This is a genomic window from Acinetobacter sp. BHS4 (assembly GCF_018454425.1).
GTDB lineage: Bacteria > Pseudomonadota > Gammaproteobacteria > Pseudomonadales > Moraxellaceae > Acinetobacter > Acinetobacter pittii.
This window is the reverse complement of sequence record NZ_CP075323.1, coordinates 2,951,637-2,969,022: the sequence shown is the minus strand read 5'-3', so window position 1 is coordinate 2,969,022 and position 17,386 is coordinate 2,951,637. Positions and strand designations below refer to the sequence as shown.

The 17,386-nt window shown below is 38.8% G+C and carries 16 protein-coding genes; 8 read left to right on the top strand and 8 right to left on the bottom strand.

Annotated elements, in window-relative coordinates; translation table 11 throughout:
- Positions 1 to 26: 26 nt before the first annotated feature.
- The 5 genes from KIP84_RS14255 to KIP84_RS14235 form a co-directional block, all read right to left on the bottom strand.
- On the bottom strand, positions 27 to 1,055 hold the full coding sequence (locus tag KIP84_RS14255) for a hypothetical protein (RefSeq protein ID WP_086266018.1): 1,029 nt from the start codon (positions 1,053 to 1,055) through the stop codon (positions 27 to 29).
- Positions 1,048 to 2,673: an NAD+ synthase gene (locus tag KIP84_RS14250; protein ID WP_014205965.1), complete on the bottom strand. Its 1,626-nt coding sequence runs from the start codon at positions 2,671 to 2,673 to the stop codon at positions 1,048 to 1,050. Before KIP84_RS14250 ends, KIP84_RS14255 begins: the two co-directional genes overlap by 8 nt.
- Positions 2,674 to 3,058: 385 nt before the next feature.
- Positions 3,059 to 3,619 carry a hypothetical protein gene (locus KIP84_RS14245; protein WP_213688785.1) on the bottom strand — a complete coding sequence of 187 codons (561 nt, stop codon included), beginning with the start codon at positions 3,617 to 3,619 and terminating at the stop codon, positions 3,059 to 3,061.
- Between the two features lie 157 nt (positions 3,620 to 3,776).
- The gene (gene hemJ / locus KIP84_RS14240; RefSeq protein ID WP_002120291.1) at positions 3,777 to 4,229 is read right to left on the bottom strand and encodes a protoporphyrinogen oxidase HemJ; all 453 of its coding nucleotides are present in this window, start codon (positions 4,227 to 4,229) and stop codon (positions 3,777 to 3,779) included.
- Positions 4,230 to 4,247: 18 nt separating this feature from the next.
- Positions 4,248 to 5,477, bottom strand: a complete 1,230-nt coding sequence (locus KIP84_RS14235) for a beta-ketoacyl synthase N-terminal-like domain-containing protein (protein ID WP_057070405.1) — start codon at positions 5,475 to 5,477, stop codon at positions 4,248 to 4,250.
- 300 nt (positions 5,478 to 5,777) lie between these two features.
- Here KIP84_RS14235 and KIP84_RS14230 point away from each other — a divergent pair, with 300 nt between their 5' ends.
- The 8 genes from KIP84_RS14230 to rimI all read left to right on the top strand — a co-directional run bounded on the left by KIP84_RS14230 (position 5,778) and on the right by rimI (position 14,672).
- Positions 5,778 to 7,097, top strand: a complete 1,320-nt coding sequence (locus KIP84_RS14230; RefSeq protein WP_213688784.1) for an EcsC family protein — start codon at positions 5,778 to 5,780, stop codon at positions 7,095 to 7,097.
- Between the two features lie 200 nt (positions 7,098 to 7,297).
- On the top strand, positions 7,298 to 7,672 hold the full coding sequence (rpsL, locus tag KIP84_RS14225) for a 30S ribosomal protein S12 (protein WP_002050319.1): 375 nt from the start codon (positions 7,298 to 7,300) through the stop codon (positions 7,670 to 7,672).
- Between the two features lie 160 nt (positions 7,673 to 7,832).
- Positions 7,833 to 8,303, top strand: coding sequence for a 30S ribosomal protein S7 (gene rpsG, locus KIP84_RS14220; protein ID WP_001138055.1), 471 nt, complete (start codon positions 7,833 to 7,835; stop codon positions 8,301 to 8,303).
- 177 nt (positions 8,304 to 8,480) lie between these two features.
- Positions 8,481 to 10,619, top strand: a complete 2,139-nt coding sequence (fusA, locus tag KIP84_RS14215; protein WP_002120436.1) for an elongation factor G — start codon at positions 8,481 to 8,483, stop codon at positions 10,617 to 10,619.
- A 95-nt stretch (positions 10,620 to 10,714) separates the two neighbouring features.
- A complete protein-coding gene (gene tuf / locus KIP84_RS14210) occupies positions 10,715 to 11,905 on the top strand; it encodes an elongation factor Tu (RefSeq protein WP_005065785.1) in 1,191 nt (396 codons plus the stop codon).
- Between the two features lie 204 nt (positions 11,906 to 12,109).
- The gene (locus KIP84_RS14205; RefSeq protein ID WP_213688783.1) at positions 12,110 to 12,991 is read left to right on the top strand and encodes a metal-dependent hydrolase; all 882 of its coding nucleotides are present in this window, start codon (positions 12,110 to 12,112) and stop codon (positions 12,989 to 12,991) included.
- A gap of 235 nt (positions 12,992 to 13,226) precedes the next feature.
- Entirely contained in the window at positions 13,227 to 14,102 is an 876-nt protein-coding gene (locus tag KIP84_RS14200) for a metal-dependent hydrolase (RefSeq protein WP_002121736.1), read from the top strand.
- A gap of 108 nt (positions 14,103 to 14,210) precedes the next feature.
- Positions 14,211 to 14,672 carry a ribosomal protein S18-alanine N-acetyltransferase gene (gene rimI, locus KIP84_RS14195; RefSeq protein WP_005075296.1) on the top strand — a complete coding sequence of 154 codons (462 nt, stop codon included), beginning with the start codon at positions 14,211 to 14,213 and terminating at the stop codon, positions 14,670 to 14,672.
- On the opposite strand, the gene KIP84_RS14190 is transcribed toward rimI, so the two are convergent.
- The 3 genes from KIP84_RS14190 to trxB form a co-directional block, all read right to left on the bottom strand.
- A complete protein-coding gene (locus tag KIP84_RS14190) occupies positions 14,658 to 15,473 on the bottom strand; it encodes an arginyltransferase (RefSeq protein WP_004703325.1) in 816 nt (271 codons plus the stop codon). The two genes, rimI and KIP84_RS14190, sit on opposite strands and share 15 nt — an antisense overlap.
- An 18-nt stretch (positions 15,474 to 15,491) precedes the next feature.
- Positions 15,492 to 16,223, bottom strand: coding sequence for a leucyl/phenylalanyl-tRNA--protein transferase (gene aat / locus KIP84_RS14185; protein WP_213688782.1), 732 nt, complete (start codon positions 16,221 to 16,223; stop codon positions 15,492 to 15,494).
- Between the two features lie 123 nt (positions 16,224 to 16,346).
- Positions 16,347 to 17,294 carry a thioredoxin-disulfide reductase gene (gene trxB, locus KIP84_RS14180; protein ID WP_002121722.1) on the bottom strand — a complete coding sequence of 316 codons (948 nt, stop codon included), beginning with the start codon at positions 17,292 to 17,294 and terminating at the stop codon, positions 16,347 to 16,349.
- Between the last annotated feature and the right edge of the window lie 92 nt (positions 17,295 to 17,386).

Below are 17,386 nucleotides of genomic sequence, written 5' to 3'. Positions count from 1 at the left end.
CTGCGTGGTTTCTTTTTATCTACTTTTTACTCATTGAAATGTTTTTCAATTATATCGAGTGTTTTTGAACTTTGATAAAAAGGAGCTAGTAGTGCTTGAAGTAACGGTTCTAAAATACCGTGCTCATTGAAGGCATCCATAACCTTCGGATAAAAACGTAAAGCTTCTGTTTGTAAGTCGCTTTCGGTTAAACCAATTTCACTTAATACTTCAAATAAACTTTGGTCTTTATAAAAATCATAAAAAACTTCAACGCCATACAAAATAAGATCTTGCATAAATTCTGATTGACGTAATTCTTTCCAGTATTCGTAAATTAAAACAAAGAACTCTTCAACATCGAGAGGAGTGAGTTGTTTCATAAACTCATACATTTTTTTATGTCTGATATCTTCCCAAACATGACGCACTAGACTTTCTAAATCTTCACTCGATAAAAGACTTAATTCTGTAAGTTGCTCGTGAATAAAACTGGCAATCCAGGTTTCAAGTTTATGCTCAAGACGTTGCTGCTGCAAAAAGGAAAATTTTTTGAGTTTATGTTGCCATTCAAAATGATAGTCATCCACTCTAGAGGCAGTTAGAAGTTTTGGTAATTTTTGTTCTAGAGTCGAGGTTGCAATATATTGGCAAAGCTGTTGTACAGAAGGGCTAGTTCTTAAAAACTGGTTGAGATAATGAGGAATATGTTCCATTTCCAAAAATTTGGAGAGCCACATTTCAAATTGGTGGTCAGAGACCAAATCTTGTAACTGAATTGGCGATTTCATCGCAGATAAATAAATACGCTGCGCGATTTCCCCAATAAACTCAAGTAAACCAGCACCTAGCTGCATTTCAAAAGCATAGCGTTTCACAACGGCTTGTAGTTGCTCTAAATCAACAACTTCATGAAGCTTGATTTCGTCAGCATGTTGCATAAACAACTGAATGAATTGCTGGAAATAAATAGGTGAGTTTTCTATAGATAATTGTTTTTTGAAAAATTCCACCTGCTCAAGCAAAAGTGCTTGAGCAAGTGCTGTAGTTTTTGATGAGTTTTTCTGCTCAGTCATTCGCTGTCCAACCGTTGACAATCGGATAACGTCGTTCGCGACTAAATGCACGAGAGGTAATTCTCGGGCCAATCGCACCTTGACGACGTTTGTATTCATTACGATCAACTAAACGGATGACTTTTTCAACAACTTCTTTATCAAAACCTTTGGCAATAATATCGGCCTGACCTAAATCTTCTTCAATATATGCGTAAAGGATGGCATCCAATACATCATATGCTGGTAAAGAGTCTTGGTCTTTTTGATCTGGGCGAAGTTCTGCAGAAGGTGGGCGGGTAATCACACGCTCAGGAATAACCGGAGTTTCGCTTAAGCTGTTACGGTATTTTGCTAATTCAAACACGATAGTTTTATAAACATCTTTTAGAACCGCAAAGCCACCAACCATATCTCCATAAAGTGTGCAGTAGCCAACTGAAAGTTCAGATTTATTCCCTGTAGCAAGGACTAAATTACCAAACTTGTTTGATAAGCCCATAAGCAACGTGCCACGAGCACGCGCTTGTAAATTTTCTTCAGTTGCGTCAGCTGGTGAATTACCAAAGAAAGGATACAAGGTTTGCATGAAGCTATTTACGATTGAGTGAATTTCAGCAATACCGAAAGTTACACCCATACGGCGAGCTTGTTCAGCCGCATCTTCTACACTAATTTGAGAAGTGTAAGTATAAGGCATCATTACAGCTTGTACTTTTTCTGCACCGATTGCATCAACAGCAATCGCAAGTGTAAGGGCAGAGTCGATACCGCCAGAAAGACCTAAAATCACACCTGGGAAGCCTGAGCGCTCTACATAGTCACGAGTTGCCATGACTAAACCTTGATAGATCTCTGCAAATGTTTCTAATGCAGGAGCAGATTCAGTGACTTTATATAACTTTGTATCACGGTCAAATTCAGCAATATAAATGTCTTCTTTAAAGCTCGGTGCTTGTAAAGCAATTTCACCATTTTGATTGCTGACAAAACTTGTGCCATCAAAAATTAAATCGTCTTGTCCGCCCACTTGGTTAACATAAACAATATTTAGATGAAGTTGTTTTGCAAGTTCACTTAAGGTCTGTATACGGTGTTGTGGTTTGCCGACTTCATATGGTGATGAGTTGAGTACAAGAGCAGTATCAACATTTAATTGGCTCAACTGTTTGACCGTATTAATTGACCAGATATCTTCACAAATTAATACACCAAACTTATGCCCAAGATATTCAAACACCAAATGCTGATGGCCTTTTTGGAAATAGCGTTTTTCATCAAAGACGCCATAGTTTGGTAAATTGTGTTTGTTAAAAACACCCAAAACTTGACCGTCTTTCATGACAGCAGCAGAATTATAACGTTGACCATCTTCTGTCTGGTTTACGAACCCGAAAACCATAACAATATCTTTAACTTCGGCAAGTTGTGCAAAAGCCTTTTGCATACGTTTATTTAAATTTGGACGTAACAATAGATCTTCAGCTGGATAACCAATAACAGAAAGCTCGGGAAAAATAATCAGGTCAGCGTCTTGTTTTTTCGCCTGATTTACTTGCTCAATCATCTTTTGGGTGTTTGAGTCAATATTGCCAATATGCGGAGAAAACTGAGCAAGGGCAACTTTAAAACTTTTCATTCAAACCTAATCCTAGATCATAACGAATATAGATACACACAGTGTTGATTTTTATGGATATAATTTTTCAACGATGTGTATGATACGATAGTAAACAATTAAAATAGTAAACAAAAATGTCAAGATCAATAATATATACCAATCCCATATTTTCTGCGTAAAAATAACGAGATTTTCTGTATAGAATAGAAACAGGCTTCATTATTTTTATTGTTTGTATACTGCCTTATCACAAGCTAATTTGGAATAAGTCTGTTCTATTTTTTTCAATAATTTGAATTGAATAAGCGCACTTTTATAGTTTAGATAAGTATTTCTGATTTATAAGAATTCTCATTTACATTACGCAAAAAATGTTACGTTCAAAGTGAGATTGATTATTTAGTTACAAATGAAGTTGAGGTGAACAGATAATATTTGGGATTTTTCCAGAGCAAATGTCGCGCGCAATTTCGCCTTGCTGTTCAATATTATACCTACTAAATGCCTTGTCAGGGTGGTAGGTATATTTGTAGGGATTGTAACTTTTAAAGCTTAGGTAATAGGCTGATTGTAATAAAGCACCTTTAAATAGTACATGAATGCCTTTTTGATATTGCATGACATGTGTGAGTTCGTGAATAAAAATACCCTGCATAAACTTGGACTCTAGAGCGTAATTTTCACTGTAATCAGCAGGATTGACATAAATATTCCCATTTGGGGCCATGAAAATACCGCTACTCTGCCAAGGGAGGTAGCGCGTAGCAATAATTTTAGGCCGTTCACAATCGAGCATGTCGCCAAAAACCATTTGTGCCAATAATTTTTCTTGAGCCGTCAGATGTCTAATCGGATAGTTTTTTAAGTGACGGAAAATAAAAAGTATAAGAAGAATAAATTGTGTATGGATTAAGCGTTTAAGGGCATTAAAAGTTAGCATAGCTTTGCCATTAAATGAGTTCATCTATTTATTTAGCATAGTATAGATCATGTGTTGCTAAATAAAGAGCCATGGCTATTCATTAATTTTATAGTTCTGTTTTTATAAATATTTAAATGAATTTCATGTTTTTATTATTGTGAATATAAGACTTCTTAGAGAAGAAAAGCAAAAGCCCCAATTAGAACTGAGGCTTTACAACAACTAAAATCACAACAGCAAATAAAATTAAGGTTGGCATTTCATTAAAAAAGCGCCAGAACTTATGTGATTTATAGTGAGCATTTCCGATGAGCTTTTTACGATAATAGCCACATACCAAATGATAAATCACTAATAGAGCCACTAATCCAACTTTGAGGTAAAACCAAGTCGCTTGATGGTAATGTCGAGTTGCATCACCCCACTCTACAAGGAAATGGGCGGTAATTAATGTAGCAATCATCGAAGGCCACATAATTCCACGATACAACTTGCGTTCCATTACCTCAAAGCGTTGATGACTTGCAGCATCTTCACTCATCGCATGATAAACATATAGACGTGGTAAGTAGAACAAAGCAGCGAACCAGCAAACCACGGCAATAATATGTAATGCTTTTACCCACAAAAAAGCATCAGAAGGTGCATCCATCGATAATCCTAGGTGGGATTATGCATCCCACTTCTTGAAAATAAGGCAAGCGTTAACACCGCCAAAGCCAAAACTGTTACTCATTACAGTATTCAATTTTGCATCACGTTTTTCAAGTACGATATCAAAAGGTTTTGCGCCTTCATCAAGTTCAGTCACGTTGATGTTTGGTGCAATAAAGTCATTTTGCATCATTAGCACAGAGTAAATAGCTTCTTGTACACCAGCTGCACCCAAGCTATGGCCTGTCATAGATTTGGTTGAGCTAAGAGGAGGTACGTTACCTTCACCAAATGCACGTTCCATTGCTTTAAGTTCTGTAATGTCACCAGCTGGAGTAGAAGTACCATGTGTATTTACATAGTCAATTTTCTCTACGCCATGTTGCTTAGCCTCTTCAAGTGCCATTAATACACAACGTGTAGCACCTTCACCACTTGGAGCAACCATGTCCGCGCCATCACTGTTCGCAGCATAACCTACTACTTCAGCTAAAATGTTCGCACCACGTGCTTGCGCATGCTCAAGTGATTCAAGTACTACGAAACCACCACCGCCAGCAATAACGAAGCCGTCACGGTCTGCTGAATATGGGCGAGATGCTGTTTCTGGAGAGTCGTTATATTTCGAGCAAAGTGCGCCCATTGCATCAAACAATAAACTTTGAGACCAGTGATCTTCTTCACCGCCACCAGCAAGCATAAGGTCTTGTTTGCCAAGTTGAATTAAGTTGTACGCATAACCAATTGCATCTGCAGAAGTTGCGCAAGCACTTGTAATAGTATGTGAAATACCTTGTAGTTTAAATGCAACACCTACGTTTGCAGTAATGGTGTTTGACATGTTACGTGGTACGAAGAATGGACCCACTTTACGTGCGCCTTTAGTCTCTAATAATTCTGTCATTTCAACAACAGAAGCAGTTGAGCCACCACCTGAACCACCTGCAATACCATAACGTGGGTTACCGCTAAGTTGTTCAGGAGTAAGGCCTGCATGTTCAACTGCAGCTACAGCAGCGTTGTATGCATACATCGCACATACGCCCATGAAGCGTTTTAATTTACGGTCGATATTATCAAAGTCTTGTTCTGCAGCAGCGCTGACATGACTTTTAAAATTGAGTTCAGCATAAGTTGGGTTAAAACGTGTCCCGGAGATTCCATTTTGAAGTGAATGAGTAACTGCTTCTAAAGAGTTACCGATACATGAGTTAATACCCATACCAGTGATTACAACACGTTTCATCTACAGGTCCCTTTATGGTGATATTTAAGAGTCTATCGTGTTCAACAGCTATGAAAATGAATAGGAGAATATAGCTGTGAGAAAACGGGACTCATGTTTTTCGTTGTTAACATGATAGCAGAAAGGATTTTTATTTCTTATGGCAAATCTTTATGACAATTTTACATTTAAAAAAAATAACCAAATACATAGTATGTTGCACTTAGGGTTAACTAAAATACACACATTCAAGTTGAGATAAATCCACATTCCACCTAGTATTTATCTCTAATTAGATAAATTAAAAAATCGAGGTACTTGATGACAAAATTTAATAATAATCAATCTGACAATTTGTTTTCTCAGGTCTTCGGAGTGGCTAAAAAGCTCAGTTCTACAGGATTGAGTATCTTGCAACAGAACCAATCAGGTGACGTCAGTAAGGTAATTGAACCAATCCCAACTGGAAAAACTGTTGAAGGTAGATCGAGAACAAAAAGCCCATTTGAAGTTGAGCAATATGAAAGTCCTCAACAAATGCTAAGAGAACATTTACCAAAAGTCACACGTCAGGTATTTGGTCGACATTTTAAAAAAGTAAATGGTGTTGCTACATTTCTTTCGCCAGATTGGGATGAAAAAATCTCAGGCCATTTATTTAATTGGTTAAATGACTTTAGTTCAAAAAGTACCTTAACTGAAAAAATCCTAGAAGAAGCGGGTGCTAAAGATTTATTTGAATTAACTAAAGATACAGGTCGTTCTCAACGTCTAAGTCAGGCGCTTATAGAACAAAACAAGCTCATTGCGACTGTACAAGGTGCAATTACAGGTGTATCAGGCGTTGTTGGTGCAGCTGTAGATATTCCAGTATCATTGGTTTTGGTCTTAAGAACTATTTACCAGACAGGAAGGTCACATGGCTTTGATCTGCTGGAGGTAGCAGACCAAGATGTTGTTGAGTTTATTTTTAAAGAAGTTGACATTAGCCTGATTGCAGAGAAACAAACTCTCTTGTTGGCTTTAAAAACATTGCGAAATATGTTGGAAACTCAAGATATTCATCAATTTCAGCAAGTATTAGGTTCAACCACAGATATAGATACTTTAAAGAGCTGGCTAACAGATGAAGAAGGGGAGTTTAAATGGGAATGGTTAAATCATATTCCTAAACTTTCAGCTTTTGGTAAGTTTACTCCAGTTGCAGGGGCTGTTTTAAGTGCAGTATATAGCTGGAAATTACAAGAAGATGTAGGACATAAAGCTCAGGCAATTTTTGGAGCTGCAAGACATTATTTAAACGAACATCCAAGTGAGCATTTATCTCCGCTACAGGCTTATTATGCTGCAGTTACACTCATTCAAAAAGCAAGCCCAAGACTTTTAAATGTAGGTGAAGATGGCAACATTCATGCTGCTCATCATCATAAAGTAGAAAACCACGAGGTAATCTCGAAAGTATCTATTGTGTTAAAACCTACAGAAAGCGAAAAAAGTGAAGAGAAAGTTCAGGAAAATGTTCATAAGGGCTTAGAAAAACTTGCTGATAAACATGTGACAGAACATGAGCATACTGAGCAAAAGCCTGCTCTAACACCAGAGGATGATGACGAGATATTGGAAGATAAAAAATACTCTTAACAATACGCTTACAAAGTGAAGGTTTAAAAAGTAAAAATAGCCTCTATTTAAATTTGTAAATCGTGCTGTCAAACATTGATATGGTCAACATTTGGTAAGTATTGCCATGTTGACCATTTTTGCATCTTGGCTTACAATTATGTGCCCTTAAAAAGAGGTATTTTCTTTTTAAGGTTTTTTAATAACGGGAGAATTGCCATATGGCAACAACGAATCAGTTGATCCGTAAGGGTCGTACGACTTTGGTTGAAAAATCCAAAGTTCCTGCGTTGAAGGCTTGTCCACAACGTCGTGGTGTTTGTACACGTGTTTATACAACTACACCTAAAAAACCTAACTCAGCTATGCGTAAGGTTTGCCGTGTTCGCTTAACTTCAGGTTTTGAAGTATCTAGCTACATCGGTGGTGAAGGCCATAACTTACAAGAGCACAGTGTTGTTCTTATCCGTGGTGGTCGTGTTAAAGACTTACCGGGTGTACGTTACCATACCGTTCGTGGTTCATTAGACTGTGCTGGTGTTAAAGATCGTAATCAATCACGTTCTAAATACGGTACTAAGCGTCCTAAGAAGTAATTCTAGGAAACTAGTCGAATAAGCCCTTTAGCGTTTCGCTTGTTTGAATTCTTCATAGATTTGTAATTCAAGCGACGTATAGTAAGGCCAGCGTCGTGTACATGACACTTGTACAAACTGCTGGATCATCCTGAAGTGTCATATTATTAGGTGTATTAAAATGCCAAGACGTCGCGTAGTCGCTGCTCGTGAGATCCTTCCAGATCCAAAATTTAGCAGCCAAACAATCGCTAAATTCATGAACCACGTAATGCAAGATGGTAAAAAATCTATTGCAGAAAGTATCGTTTACGGTGCTTTAGAACGCGTTCAAGAAAAAAACAAAGTAGACCCAGTTGAATTTTTCGAGACTACTCTTGAAAAAGTTCGTCCTATGGTTGAAGTAAAAGCACGCCGTGTTGGTGGTGCTACTTATCAAGTACCTATGGAAGTGCGCCCATCCCGTCGTACTGCCTTAGCTATGCGTTGGTTAGTAGATGCTGCTGCTAAGCGTTCTGAAAAAACGATGGCTTTACGTCTTGCTGGTGAGTTGCTTGATGCAGCTGAAGGTAAAGGTGCAGCAATCAAAAAACGTGAAGATGTGCACCGTATGGCTGAAGCTAACAAAGCCTTCTCTCACTACCGTTTCTAAGCGGATAAAACAGGCCTTATTCAGGAGAATATTCATGCGTACAGCAGCTCGATTCAACATTGCTCTCTATCAAAGTGGGGGCTTTGCAGGTATTTAAGTTGCCTGTTTGGATATTCGCGCGCATCAATTTAATTGGTGCGTCCTGTTTTAAATATAACATTTAGGAATGTAGACATCATGGCTCGCCAAACCCCAATTACTCGTTACCGTAACATCGGTATTTCTGCGCACATTGACGCAGGTAAAACAACTACAACTGAACGTATTTTGTTCTACACAGGTGTATCTCACAAAATTGGTGAAGTACACGACGGTGCAGCAACAATGGACTGGATGGAACAAGAGCAAGAGCGTGGTATTACAATTACCTCTGCTGCTACGACTTGTTTCTGGTCTGGTATGGGTAACCAATTCGAACAACACCGTATCAACGTAATTGACACCCCGGGACACGTAGACTTCACAATCGAAGTTGAACGTTCTATGCGTGTTCTTGACGGTGCGTGCATGGTTTACTGTGCTGTAGGTGGTGTACAACCTCAGTCTGAAACTGTATGGCGTCAAGCGAACAAATATAAAGTGCCTCGTTTAGCATTCGTGAACAAGATGGACCGTACTGGTGCAAACTTCTTCCGTGCTGTTGAGCAAGTTAAAACTCGTTTAGGTGGTAATCCTGTTCCTATCGTTGTGCCAATTGGCGCTGAAGATACATTCCAGGGTGTTGTTGACCTTATCGAAATGAAAGCGATTATCTGGGATGAAGCATCTCAAGGTATGAAGTTTGAATATGCTGATATCCCAGCTGACCTAGTTGATACGTCTAACGAATGGCGTACAAAAATGGTTGAAGCTGCGGCTGAAGCTTCTGAAGAATTAATGGACAAGTACCTAGAAGAAGGTGATCTTTCTAAAGAAGACATCATCGCTGGTTTACGTGCTCGTACATTAGCTTCTGAAATTCAAGTAATGCTTTGTGGTTCTGCGTTCAAGAACAAAGGTGTTCAACGTATGTTGGATGCTGTAATTGAATTCTTACCATCACCTACAGAAGTTAAAGCGATCGAAGGTATCCTTGACGACAAAGACGAAACTAAAGCGTCTCGTGAAGCATCTGACGAAGCTCCGTTCTCTGCGCTTGCGTTCAAAATCATGAACGACAAATTCGTAGGTAACTTAACATTCGTACGTGTTTACTCTGGTGTTCTTAAACAAGGTGATCCGGTTTATAACCCAGTTAAAGCTAAGCGTGAACGTATCGGTCGTATCGTGCAAATGCATGCGAACGAACGTCAAGATCTTGATGAAATCCGTGCAGGTGATATCGCAGCGTGTGTAGGTCTTAAAGACGTTACAACTGGTGATACATTATGTGATGAGAAAAACATCATTACTCTTGAGCGTATGGAATTCCCAGAGCCAGTAATTTCATTGGCTGTTGAACCAAAAACTAAAGCAGACCAAGAAAAAATGTCTATCGCTTTAGGTCGTTTGGCTAAAGAAGATCCATCGTTCCGTGTTCGTACAGACGAAGAATCTGGTCAGACAATTATTGCTGGTATGGGTGAACTTCACCTTGACATCATTGTTGACCGTATGAAGCGTGAATTCGGTGTTGAAGCTAACATTGGTAAACCAATGGTTGCTTACCGTGAAACGATCAAAAAGTCTGTTGAACAAGAAGGTAAGTTCGTACGTCAAACTGGTGGTAAAGGTAAGTTTGGTCACGTATATGTACGTCTTGAACCGCTTGATGTTGAAGAAGCTGGTAAAGAATACCAATTCGTTGAAGAAGTTGTTGGTGGTGTAGTACCTAAAGAATTCTTTGGCGCGGTTGACAAAGGTATTCAAGAACGTATGAAGAATGGTGTATTGGCTGGTTACCCTGTTGTTGGTATTAAAGCGACATTATTCGACGGTTCTTACCATGACGTCGACTCTGACGAATTATCGTTCAAAATGGCAGGTTCTTATGCCTTCCGTGATGGTTTCATGAAAGCGGATCCTATCCTTCTTGAACCTATCATGAAAGTTGAAGTAGAAACTCCAGAAGACTACATGGGCGATATCATGGGTGACTTAAACCGTCGTCGTGGTATGGTTCAAGGTATGGACGATCTTCCTGGTGGAACAAAAGCAATTCGTGCAGAAGTTCCTCTTGCTGAGATGTTTGGTTACGCGACTCAAATGCGTTCTATGTCTCAAGGTCGTGCGACTTACTCTATGGAATTTGCTAAATATGCTGAAACTCCACGTAACGTGGCTGAAGGCATCATCGCTAAATTCCAAGCTGGCGGTAAAAAAGGTGACGACGAGTAATCTTTCGATTACTATAAGCCCAAACTAATTTCTTAGTTAAAAACCAAGTGCTCATGGGGTGACCCTCCATGAGTAGTTTATAAAGGAAGATCATCATGGCTAAAGCCAAGTTTGAACGTAATAAGCCACACGTAAACGTGGGCACAATCGGTCACGTTGACCATGGTAAAACAACTTTAACTGCTGCGATTGCAACAATTTGTGCAAAAACTTACGGCGGTGAAGCGAAAGATTACTCACAAATCGACTCAGCACCTGAAGAAAAAGCACGTGGTATTACAATTAATACTTCACACGTAGAATACGATTCTCCAATTCGTCACTACGCGCACGTTGACTGCCCGGGCCACGCCGATTACGTTAAAAACATGATTACTGGTGCTGCTCAGATGGACGGCGCGATCCTTGTGTGTGCTGCGACTGACGGTCCAATGCCACAAACTCGTGAACACATCCTTCTTTCTCGTCAGGTTGGTGTACCTTACATCATCGTATTCTTAAACAAGTGTGACCTTGTTGATGATGAAGAATTACTTGAATTAGTAGAAATGGAAGTTCGTGAACTTCTTTCTACTTATGACTTCCCAGGTGATGACACTCCAGTTATCCGTGGTTCTGCGCTTAAAGCGTTGGAAGGCGATGCTGGTCAATATGGTGAGTCTTCAGTTCTTGCTCTTGTTGAAGCGCTTGACTCTTACATCCCAGAACCAGAACGTGCTATCGACAAAGCATTCTTAATGCCAATCGAAGACGTATTCTCAATTTCTGGTCGTGGTACTGTAGTAACAGGCCGTGTAGAAGCTGGTATCGTTAAAGTTGGTGAAGAAGTAGAGATCGTTGGTATTAAAGATACAGTTAAAACAACTGTAACTGGCGTAGAAATGTTCCGTAAACTTCTTGACGAAGGCCGTGCAGGTGAGAACTGTGGTATCTTACTTCGTGGTACTAAGCGTGAAGACGTACAACGTGGTCAAGTACTTGCTAAACCAGGTACAATCAAGCCGCACACTAAATTCGACGCAGAAGTATACGTACTTTCTAAAGAAGAAGGTGGTCGTCACACTCCATTCTTAAATGGTTACCGTCCACAGTTCTACTTCCGTACAACTGACGTAACTGGTGCAATCCAATTACAAGACGGCGTTGAAATGGTTATGCCAGGCGACAACGTTGAAATGTCAGTAGAATTAATCCACCCAATCGCAATGGACCCAGGTCTACGTTTTGCGATCCGTGAAGGTGGTCGTACTGTAGGTGCTGGTGTTGTTGCGAAAGTAACTGCATAATCACTTTCAGTGAAAAAAAGCGCTCTAAAAAGAGCGCTTTTTTTATATTTAATTGTCTAACAATCACTATAAAGGCTGGCCCTAACTGATATTTCAATGTCCTTATTTCCCCTTAATCCTTTTTATTAACTTTGTATGATAAGAATCAAGAAAACGAACAATAAAGTTTGAGTAACTAGGGTTACTTACTAAGGAGCTTTGGGTATGAATGCTAAAGTGAATATTACGAATCGTGCAGGCGCAAGCTTTCCAGTACGTCGTATGAATTTTGACTTTAATGATGTACCAGAATATTGGATGAATGGTTCTGCTGGACTCACACATTTTATGACCGCATTGTCAGCATTGTTTCCGGCTGGTGAGAAATTCTTTATAGATAGTGTACGAGCAGTACGTTATCACCCAGCTATTAAAGATGATGAAGCGCTCCAAAAAGAGATTAGTGCTTTCATTGGACAAGAAGCAATGCATACTCAAGAGCACGTAAACTTCAATGCTTCTGCTCAAAAGTTTGGTCATGATGTAGAAACGTTAGAGAAATTTACCGATACGGCAATTCAAACAGCAATTAAAACTTTTGTAAAAATTGTCAAACCTTTCGGTATGACGAAAGAAATGGTTGATTTGACTGCTACAACGGCTCTTGAGCATTTTACCGCTACTATTGCTTCGCAATTATTGGTCAATAAGCACATTCAAGAGCTTATGACAGATGAGACAATGTCAACAATGTGGTACTGGCATGCGATTGAAGAAAATGAGCATAAAGCCGTAGCTTATGACGTGTACGAAGGTGTGTTTGGTAAAGGCATAAAAGCTTATGCGTTACGAACCAGTTCTTTGGTATTTGCTATGACTTTAATCTTTTTAATCCAGTCATCCTTTGTGCTTCGTTTATTAAAGCAGGACAACAAGTTGAATTTAGATGAACTGTCAGTAATTTATAAATACGGATATAGTCTATCTAAAGGTATTATTAGTGGTATGGCTAAAGAAATGTTAGCTTACTTTAAACCTGGCTTTCATCCGAATGACCTAGATACTGTTGGGCTATTGAAAACATGGAAAGCAAAATTAGGTTTATAGATTTAATTCATGATTTATAAAGGGCCCGATAGTGGCCCTTTTTATTTTTCTATAACTATTTTAAAGAGATCATGGAGCAGATATTGCACCTTTATGTGTCTATGAATGACCTCATCTGATATTTCTCTGTCCTCATCTGCACTTAATTGGTACATCGAAAGACGTATGATTATAAATATTAAGAAAATAAATAAAGTTATATGTGAATTAGCTATTCACTTAAAAGGAGTCTGAGATGAATGCTAAGGTAAATATTTCCAATCGTGCTGGCGCTAGTTTCCCTGTGCGTCGTATGGATTTTGAATTTGCTCAGGTCCCACGTTATTGGGCAAATTATGATGCAGCATTAACACATTTTATGACAGCATTATCGGCCCTTTTTCCAGAAGGTGAGCAGTTCTTTGTAAATAGTACGCGTGCCGTTCGAAATGATCCAAAGCTCGCTGATCCAGATCTTCAAAAAGAAATTAGTGCTTTTATTGGTCAAGAAGCGATGCACTCCAAAGAGCATTTAGCATTTAATGCTTCAGCACAGGCTTATGGTTATGATGTGCGCCATATGGAAAAGCAAACAGGAAAAGTCATTAAGATGGGTACAGCTGTTGTAACCAAATTAATGAAACCTTTTGGCTATACCAAAGAAATGATTGATTTGACTGGAACCTGTGCTCTAGAGCATTTCACATCGACCATTGCAGCTGAACTTTTACAAAACCCTGAAATTCAGGCCATGTTCCAAGACGACACTATGTATCATTTGTGGATGTGGCACGCAGTTGAAGAAAATGAACATAAAGCTGTGGCATTTGATGTGTATACAAGTATGTACGGACAAGGTCCGAAAGCTTATTTTATGCGTTCAACAGCCTTGATTATTGCAATGGCATTAATCTTTGCAACTCAGTCTTATTTTACTGCTAAGTTACTTAAGACTGATGATAAATTAACTTGGAAAGATACGAAATACATGCTTAAGTTTATGTATGGTCGTAAAGGTTTTATGACTCGTCAAATTCCAGAATTGCTTGATTTTTTAAGACCAAAATTTCATCCAAATGATTCTGATACCACAGCATTGTTGGCAACTTGGCGTGAAAAATTAGGACTTTAAAATTACTTTAAAAAAAGGGCAATTCAATTGTCCTTTTTTTTTGCTCGTTTTTTCTTGGGAAGTTTTTATAATACGCACTACTTTAGAATCTTCATTGCGTTGAAACTCATGATTCGTACTATGCAAAACATTGATGTGGATATTGTCGTTCAAATTGAAAAATCAGTTCAGACACATCCGTGGTCAAGACAGCAATTTATTGAATCTTTGAATTCTTATCAATGTACAGTGATTGAGTCACAAAACAGAGTGGTTGGATTTTGTATTTTACAGCCTGTTTTAGATGAAGCTAATTTGTTACTCATGGCCGTTGATCCTCAAATGCAAGGGCAGGGTTTAGGATATGAGTTATTAAGTGCATCAATTGAAAAATTAGAAAATCAACCAGTACAAATCTTTTTAGAAGTCCGTGAAAGTAATAAAGCCGCTATTGGTCTATATGAAAAAACAGGCTTTCACCAAATTGATCTGCGTCGCAATTATTATCCTACCCAAGATGGTGGGCGTGAACATGCAGTCATTATGGTAAAAACCTGTACAGATGATTTCGCATCTTTATTTAATGATTAAATTATTCCATTCAGAAGGTAACGTAGTCATAAGAGACGTACCTAGCTGTTGAATTTCTTCTGGTGATAATGACCTGTTTAAACGGCGCCATTGTCCATCGAGCAGAAGTTCTAAAGGTGTATATTGAGATTTATAGTTCATTTTAGCTGAATGCGGCACCCAATAGCCTAAGTAAAGATATTCTAAACCGAGCGATTTCACATATTCAATTTGGTTAAGAATAGAGTAAACACCAAGTGATCTGCGATGCTCATCGGGATCAAAGAATGTATAGACAGCCGATAGTCCATCATCCATTAAATCACAAGTAGAAACGCTAATGAGCCGATTGTCTTTCCAAAGCTCAAGAAAAAAACTATCTGTGCAGCTATGTACTAAAAACTTTTCAAACTGGTCTAAGCTCGGCGGAAACATATCACCATCTGCATGGCGTTCATTAATATAGCGTTCGTATAAATCATAATGAATTTGTGCTGCTTGTCGCGTAGGTAGAACAGTCATGGTGAGATCTTGATTTCGTTTCCATGCTTTTTTTTGCATGCTGTTCATTTGAAAATCGGCAACTGGAACACGACAAGACAGACATTGTCTACATAGGTGACATTCAGGGCGATAAACAAAGTCGCCACTACGGCGAAAGCCTAAACGAGAAAGTTCCGAAAGAGTGACCACATCAATTCGATGGATGGGATCTAAAAACACCATGCGTGCTGATTTATTTTCTAGATAGCTGCAATCATGAGGTGGAGTAATATAATACTGCAGATCATTTAAAAGGGACTTCGGGTGATATGATTTCATGATTGGTCCCTCCTGTTATCATTCCATTAATTTTGCATCTAATGCTATTGTTTTACTTGAAAATACACGTTCTTGATACTTTTTCCAATTGATAGAGGGGTGAATAATTACATCTTGTAACGATTTTAAGTAGTCTTGACGAGAAAGTGTACTGGCTCCCAGACTAATTAAATGACTGTTTACGAGTTGGCAGTCTATCCATGGTAGCTGATTTTCTTGTCCTATGAGCATTAATGTAAAAAAAGCCATTTTTGAAACATCGGTTTCGTTGCTAAACATTGACTCACCAAAACATCCTTTGCCAATCGTAACACCGTATAAACCTCCTACAAGTTCCTTTTGTTGCCATACTTCAATACTGTAACCATAACCAGCATTAAACATCTCACAGTAACCTTGAATAATATCTTCGCTAATCCATGTTTCATCTGCATAACTTCTTGGCAAAGAGCAAGAGCGAATAACTTGTTCAAAGGCATGATTAACCGTAATTGCATAGTCATGTTTTTTCATATTTCTCAGTAATGACTTGCTGGGCTTGTAGTTTTGAGGGTAGATCACGCAACGAGGTTCTGGGCTCCACCAACAAATAGGCTCATCTTCATTAAACCAAGGAAAGAGACCATGGGTGTATGCTTCATATAGGGTAGAAGGGGAGAGGTCCGCTCCGATACAAATTAAACCATGCCCATCTGGATCGGCTTCAATCGGGTCAGGAAAAATGAATTGAGAAAGTGGAAGTGTATTCATAAAAATAAAATAAGATGAGCTTTAAGGTTATGCTATAAAAATTAATATATGTCAGCTAGTCATTATTCTAAAAAAACAGCCGTTATAAGAACGGCTGTTTTTTAAACTCTAGAAATCTATTAATTAAAGATTATCTAGATATTTTTCAGCATCTAGAGCCGCCATACAGCCAGACCCAGCAGAAGTAATCGCTTGGCGATAAATGCTGTCAGCGACGTCACCAGCAGCAAAAACACCAGCTACAGAAGTCGCTGTTGCATTACCAGAAGTACCACTTTGCACTTGGATGTAGCCATCACGTAAGTTTAATTGGCCTTCAAACATTCCAGTGTTTGGCTTGTGGCCAATTGCTACGAATAGACCATGAACCTCTACGTCTTGCTTAGAATCATCTTGAGTTGATTTAAGGCGAACACTAGTTACGCCAGTATTGTCACCCAATACTTCTTCAACTTCGTGGTTCCAGATAATGCTGATTTTGCCTTCTTTTTCTTTGGCAAATAAATGATCTTGCAAAATCTTTTCAGAACGTAAAGTATCACGGCGGTGTACTAACGTTACATGTGAAGCAATATTTGATAAATAAAGTGCTTCTTCAACAGCAGTGTTACCACCACCTACAACCATTACTTTTTGGTTTTTGTAGAAGAAACCATCACATGTTGCACATGCGCTTACACCTTGGCCCATAAAGTTTTGTTCAGACTCTAAACCAAGATATTGAGCTGTAGCACCAGTTGCAATAATCAAAGCGTCACATGTGTACTCTTCCATGTCACCTTTTAAAACAAAAGGACGTACATTTAAGTCCACTTCGTTAATATGGTCATAGACGAGTTCTGTACCAAAGCGTTCAGCATGTGCTTGCATACGATCCATTAATGCAGGACCTGTTAAACCTTCAGGATCGCCCGGCCAGTTGTCAACTTCGGTTGTTGTTGTAAGTTGCCCACCTAGTTGTAAACCTGCAATTAAAGTAGGTTTAAGGTTTGCACGCGCTGCATATACTGCTGCACTATAGCCCGCAGGGCCAGAACCGAGAATAATTAACCGAGAATGACGAGCACTCATTGAGGGTATCCTTATTTATTTCGAGAATTTTGAAAATTATACGTGAATTTGCCGATCAATAGCGTTAAATCAATGTGGATAATATTGATCAG

What these genes read in the sequence shown, in the direction of transcription:
- KIP84_RS14255 (WP_086266018.1), bottom strand. Translation starts at nt 1,055, where the DNA reads ATGACTGAGCAGAAAAACTCATCAAAAACTACAGCACTTGCTCAAGCA.
- KIP84_RS14250 (WP_014205965.1), bottom strand. Translation starts at nt 2,673, where the DNA reads ATGAAAAGTTTTAAAGTTGCCCTTGCTCAGTTTTCTCCGCATATTGGC.
- KIP84_RS14245 (WP_213688785.1), bottom strand. Translation starts at nt 3,619, where the DNA reads ATGAACTCATTTAATGGCAAAGCTATGCTAACTTTTAATGCCCTTAAA.
- hemJ (WP_002120291.1), bottom strand. Translation starts at nt 4,229, where the DNA reads ATGGATGCACCTTCTGATGCTTTTTTGTGGGTAAAAGCATTACATATT.
- KIP84_RS14235 (WP_057070405.1), bottom strand. Translation starts at nt 5,477, where the DNA reads ATGAAACGTGTTGTAATCACTGGTATGGGTATTAACTCATGTATCGGT.
- KIP84_RS14230 (WP_213688784.1), top strand. Translation starts at nt 5,778, where the DNA reads ATGACAAAATTTAATAATAATCAATCTGACAATTTGTTTTCTCAGGTC.
- rpsL (WP_002050319.1), top strand. Translation starts at nt 7,298, where the DNA reads ATGGCAACAACGAATCAGTTGATCCGTAAGGGTCGTACGACTTTGGTT.
- rpsG (WP_001138055.1), top strand. Translation starts at nt 7,833, where the DNA reads ATGCCAAGACGTCGCGTAGTCGCTGCTCGTGAGATCCTTCCAGATCCA.
- fusA (WP_002120436.1), top strand. Translation starts at nt 8,481, where the DNA reads ATGGCTCGCCAAACCCCAATTACTCGTTACCGTAACATCGGTATTTCT.
- tuf (WP_005065785.1), top strand. Translation starts at nt 10,715, where the DNA reads ATGGCTAAAGCCAAGTTTGAACGTAATAAGCCACACGTAAACGTGGGC.
- KIP84_RS14205 (WP_213688783.1), top strand. Translation starts at nt 12,110, where the DNA reads ATGAATGCTAAAGTGAATATTACGAATCGTGCAGGCGCAAGCTTTCCA.
- KIP84_RS14200 (WP_002121736.1), top strand. Translation starts at nt 13,227, where the DNA reads ATGAATGCTAAGGTAAATATTTCCAATCGTGCTGGCGCTAGTTTCCCT.
- rimI (WP_005075296.1), top strand. Translation starts at nt 14,211, where the DNA reads ATGATTCGTACTATGCAAAACATTGATGTGGATATTGTCGTTCAAATT.
- KIP84_RS14190 (WP_004703325.1), bottom strand. Translation starts at nt 15,473, where the DNA reads ATGAAATCATATCACCCGAAGTCCCTTTTAAATGATCTGCAGTATTAT.
- aat (WP_213688782.1), bottom strand. Translation starts at nt 16,223, where the DNA reads ATGAATACACTTCCACTTTCTCAATTCATTTTTCCTGACCCGATTGAA.
- trxB (WP_002121722.1), bottom strand. Translation starts at nt 17,294, where the DNA reads ATGAGTGCTCGTCATTCTCGGTTAATTATTCTCGGTTCTGGCCCTGCG.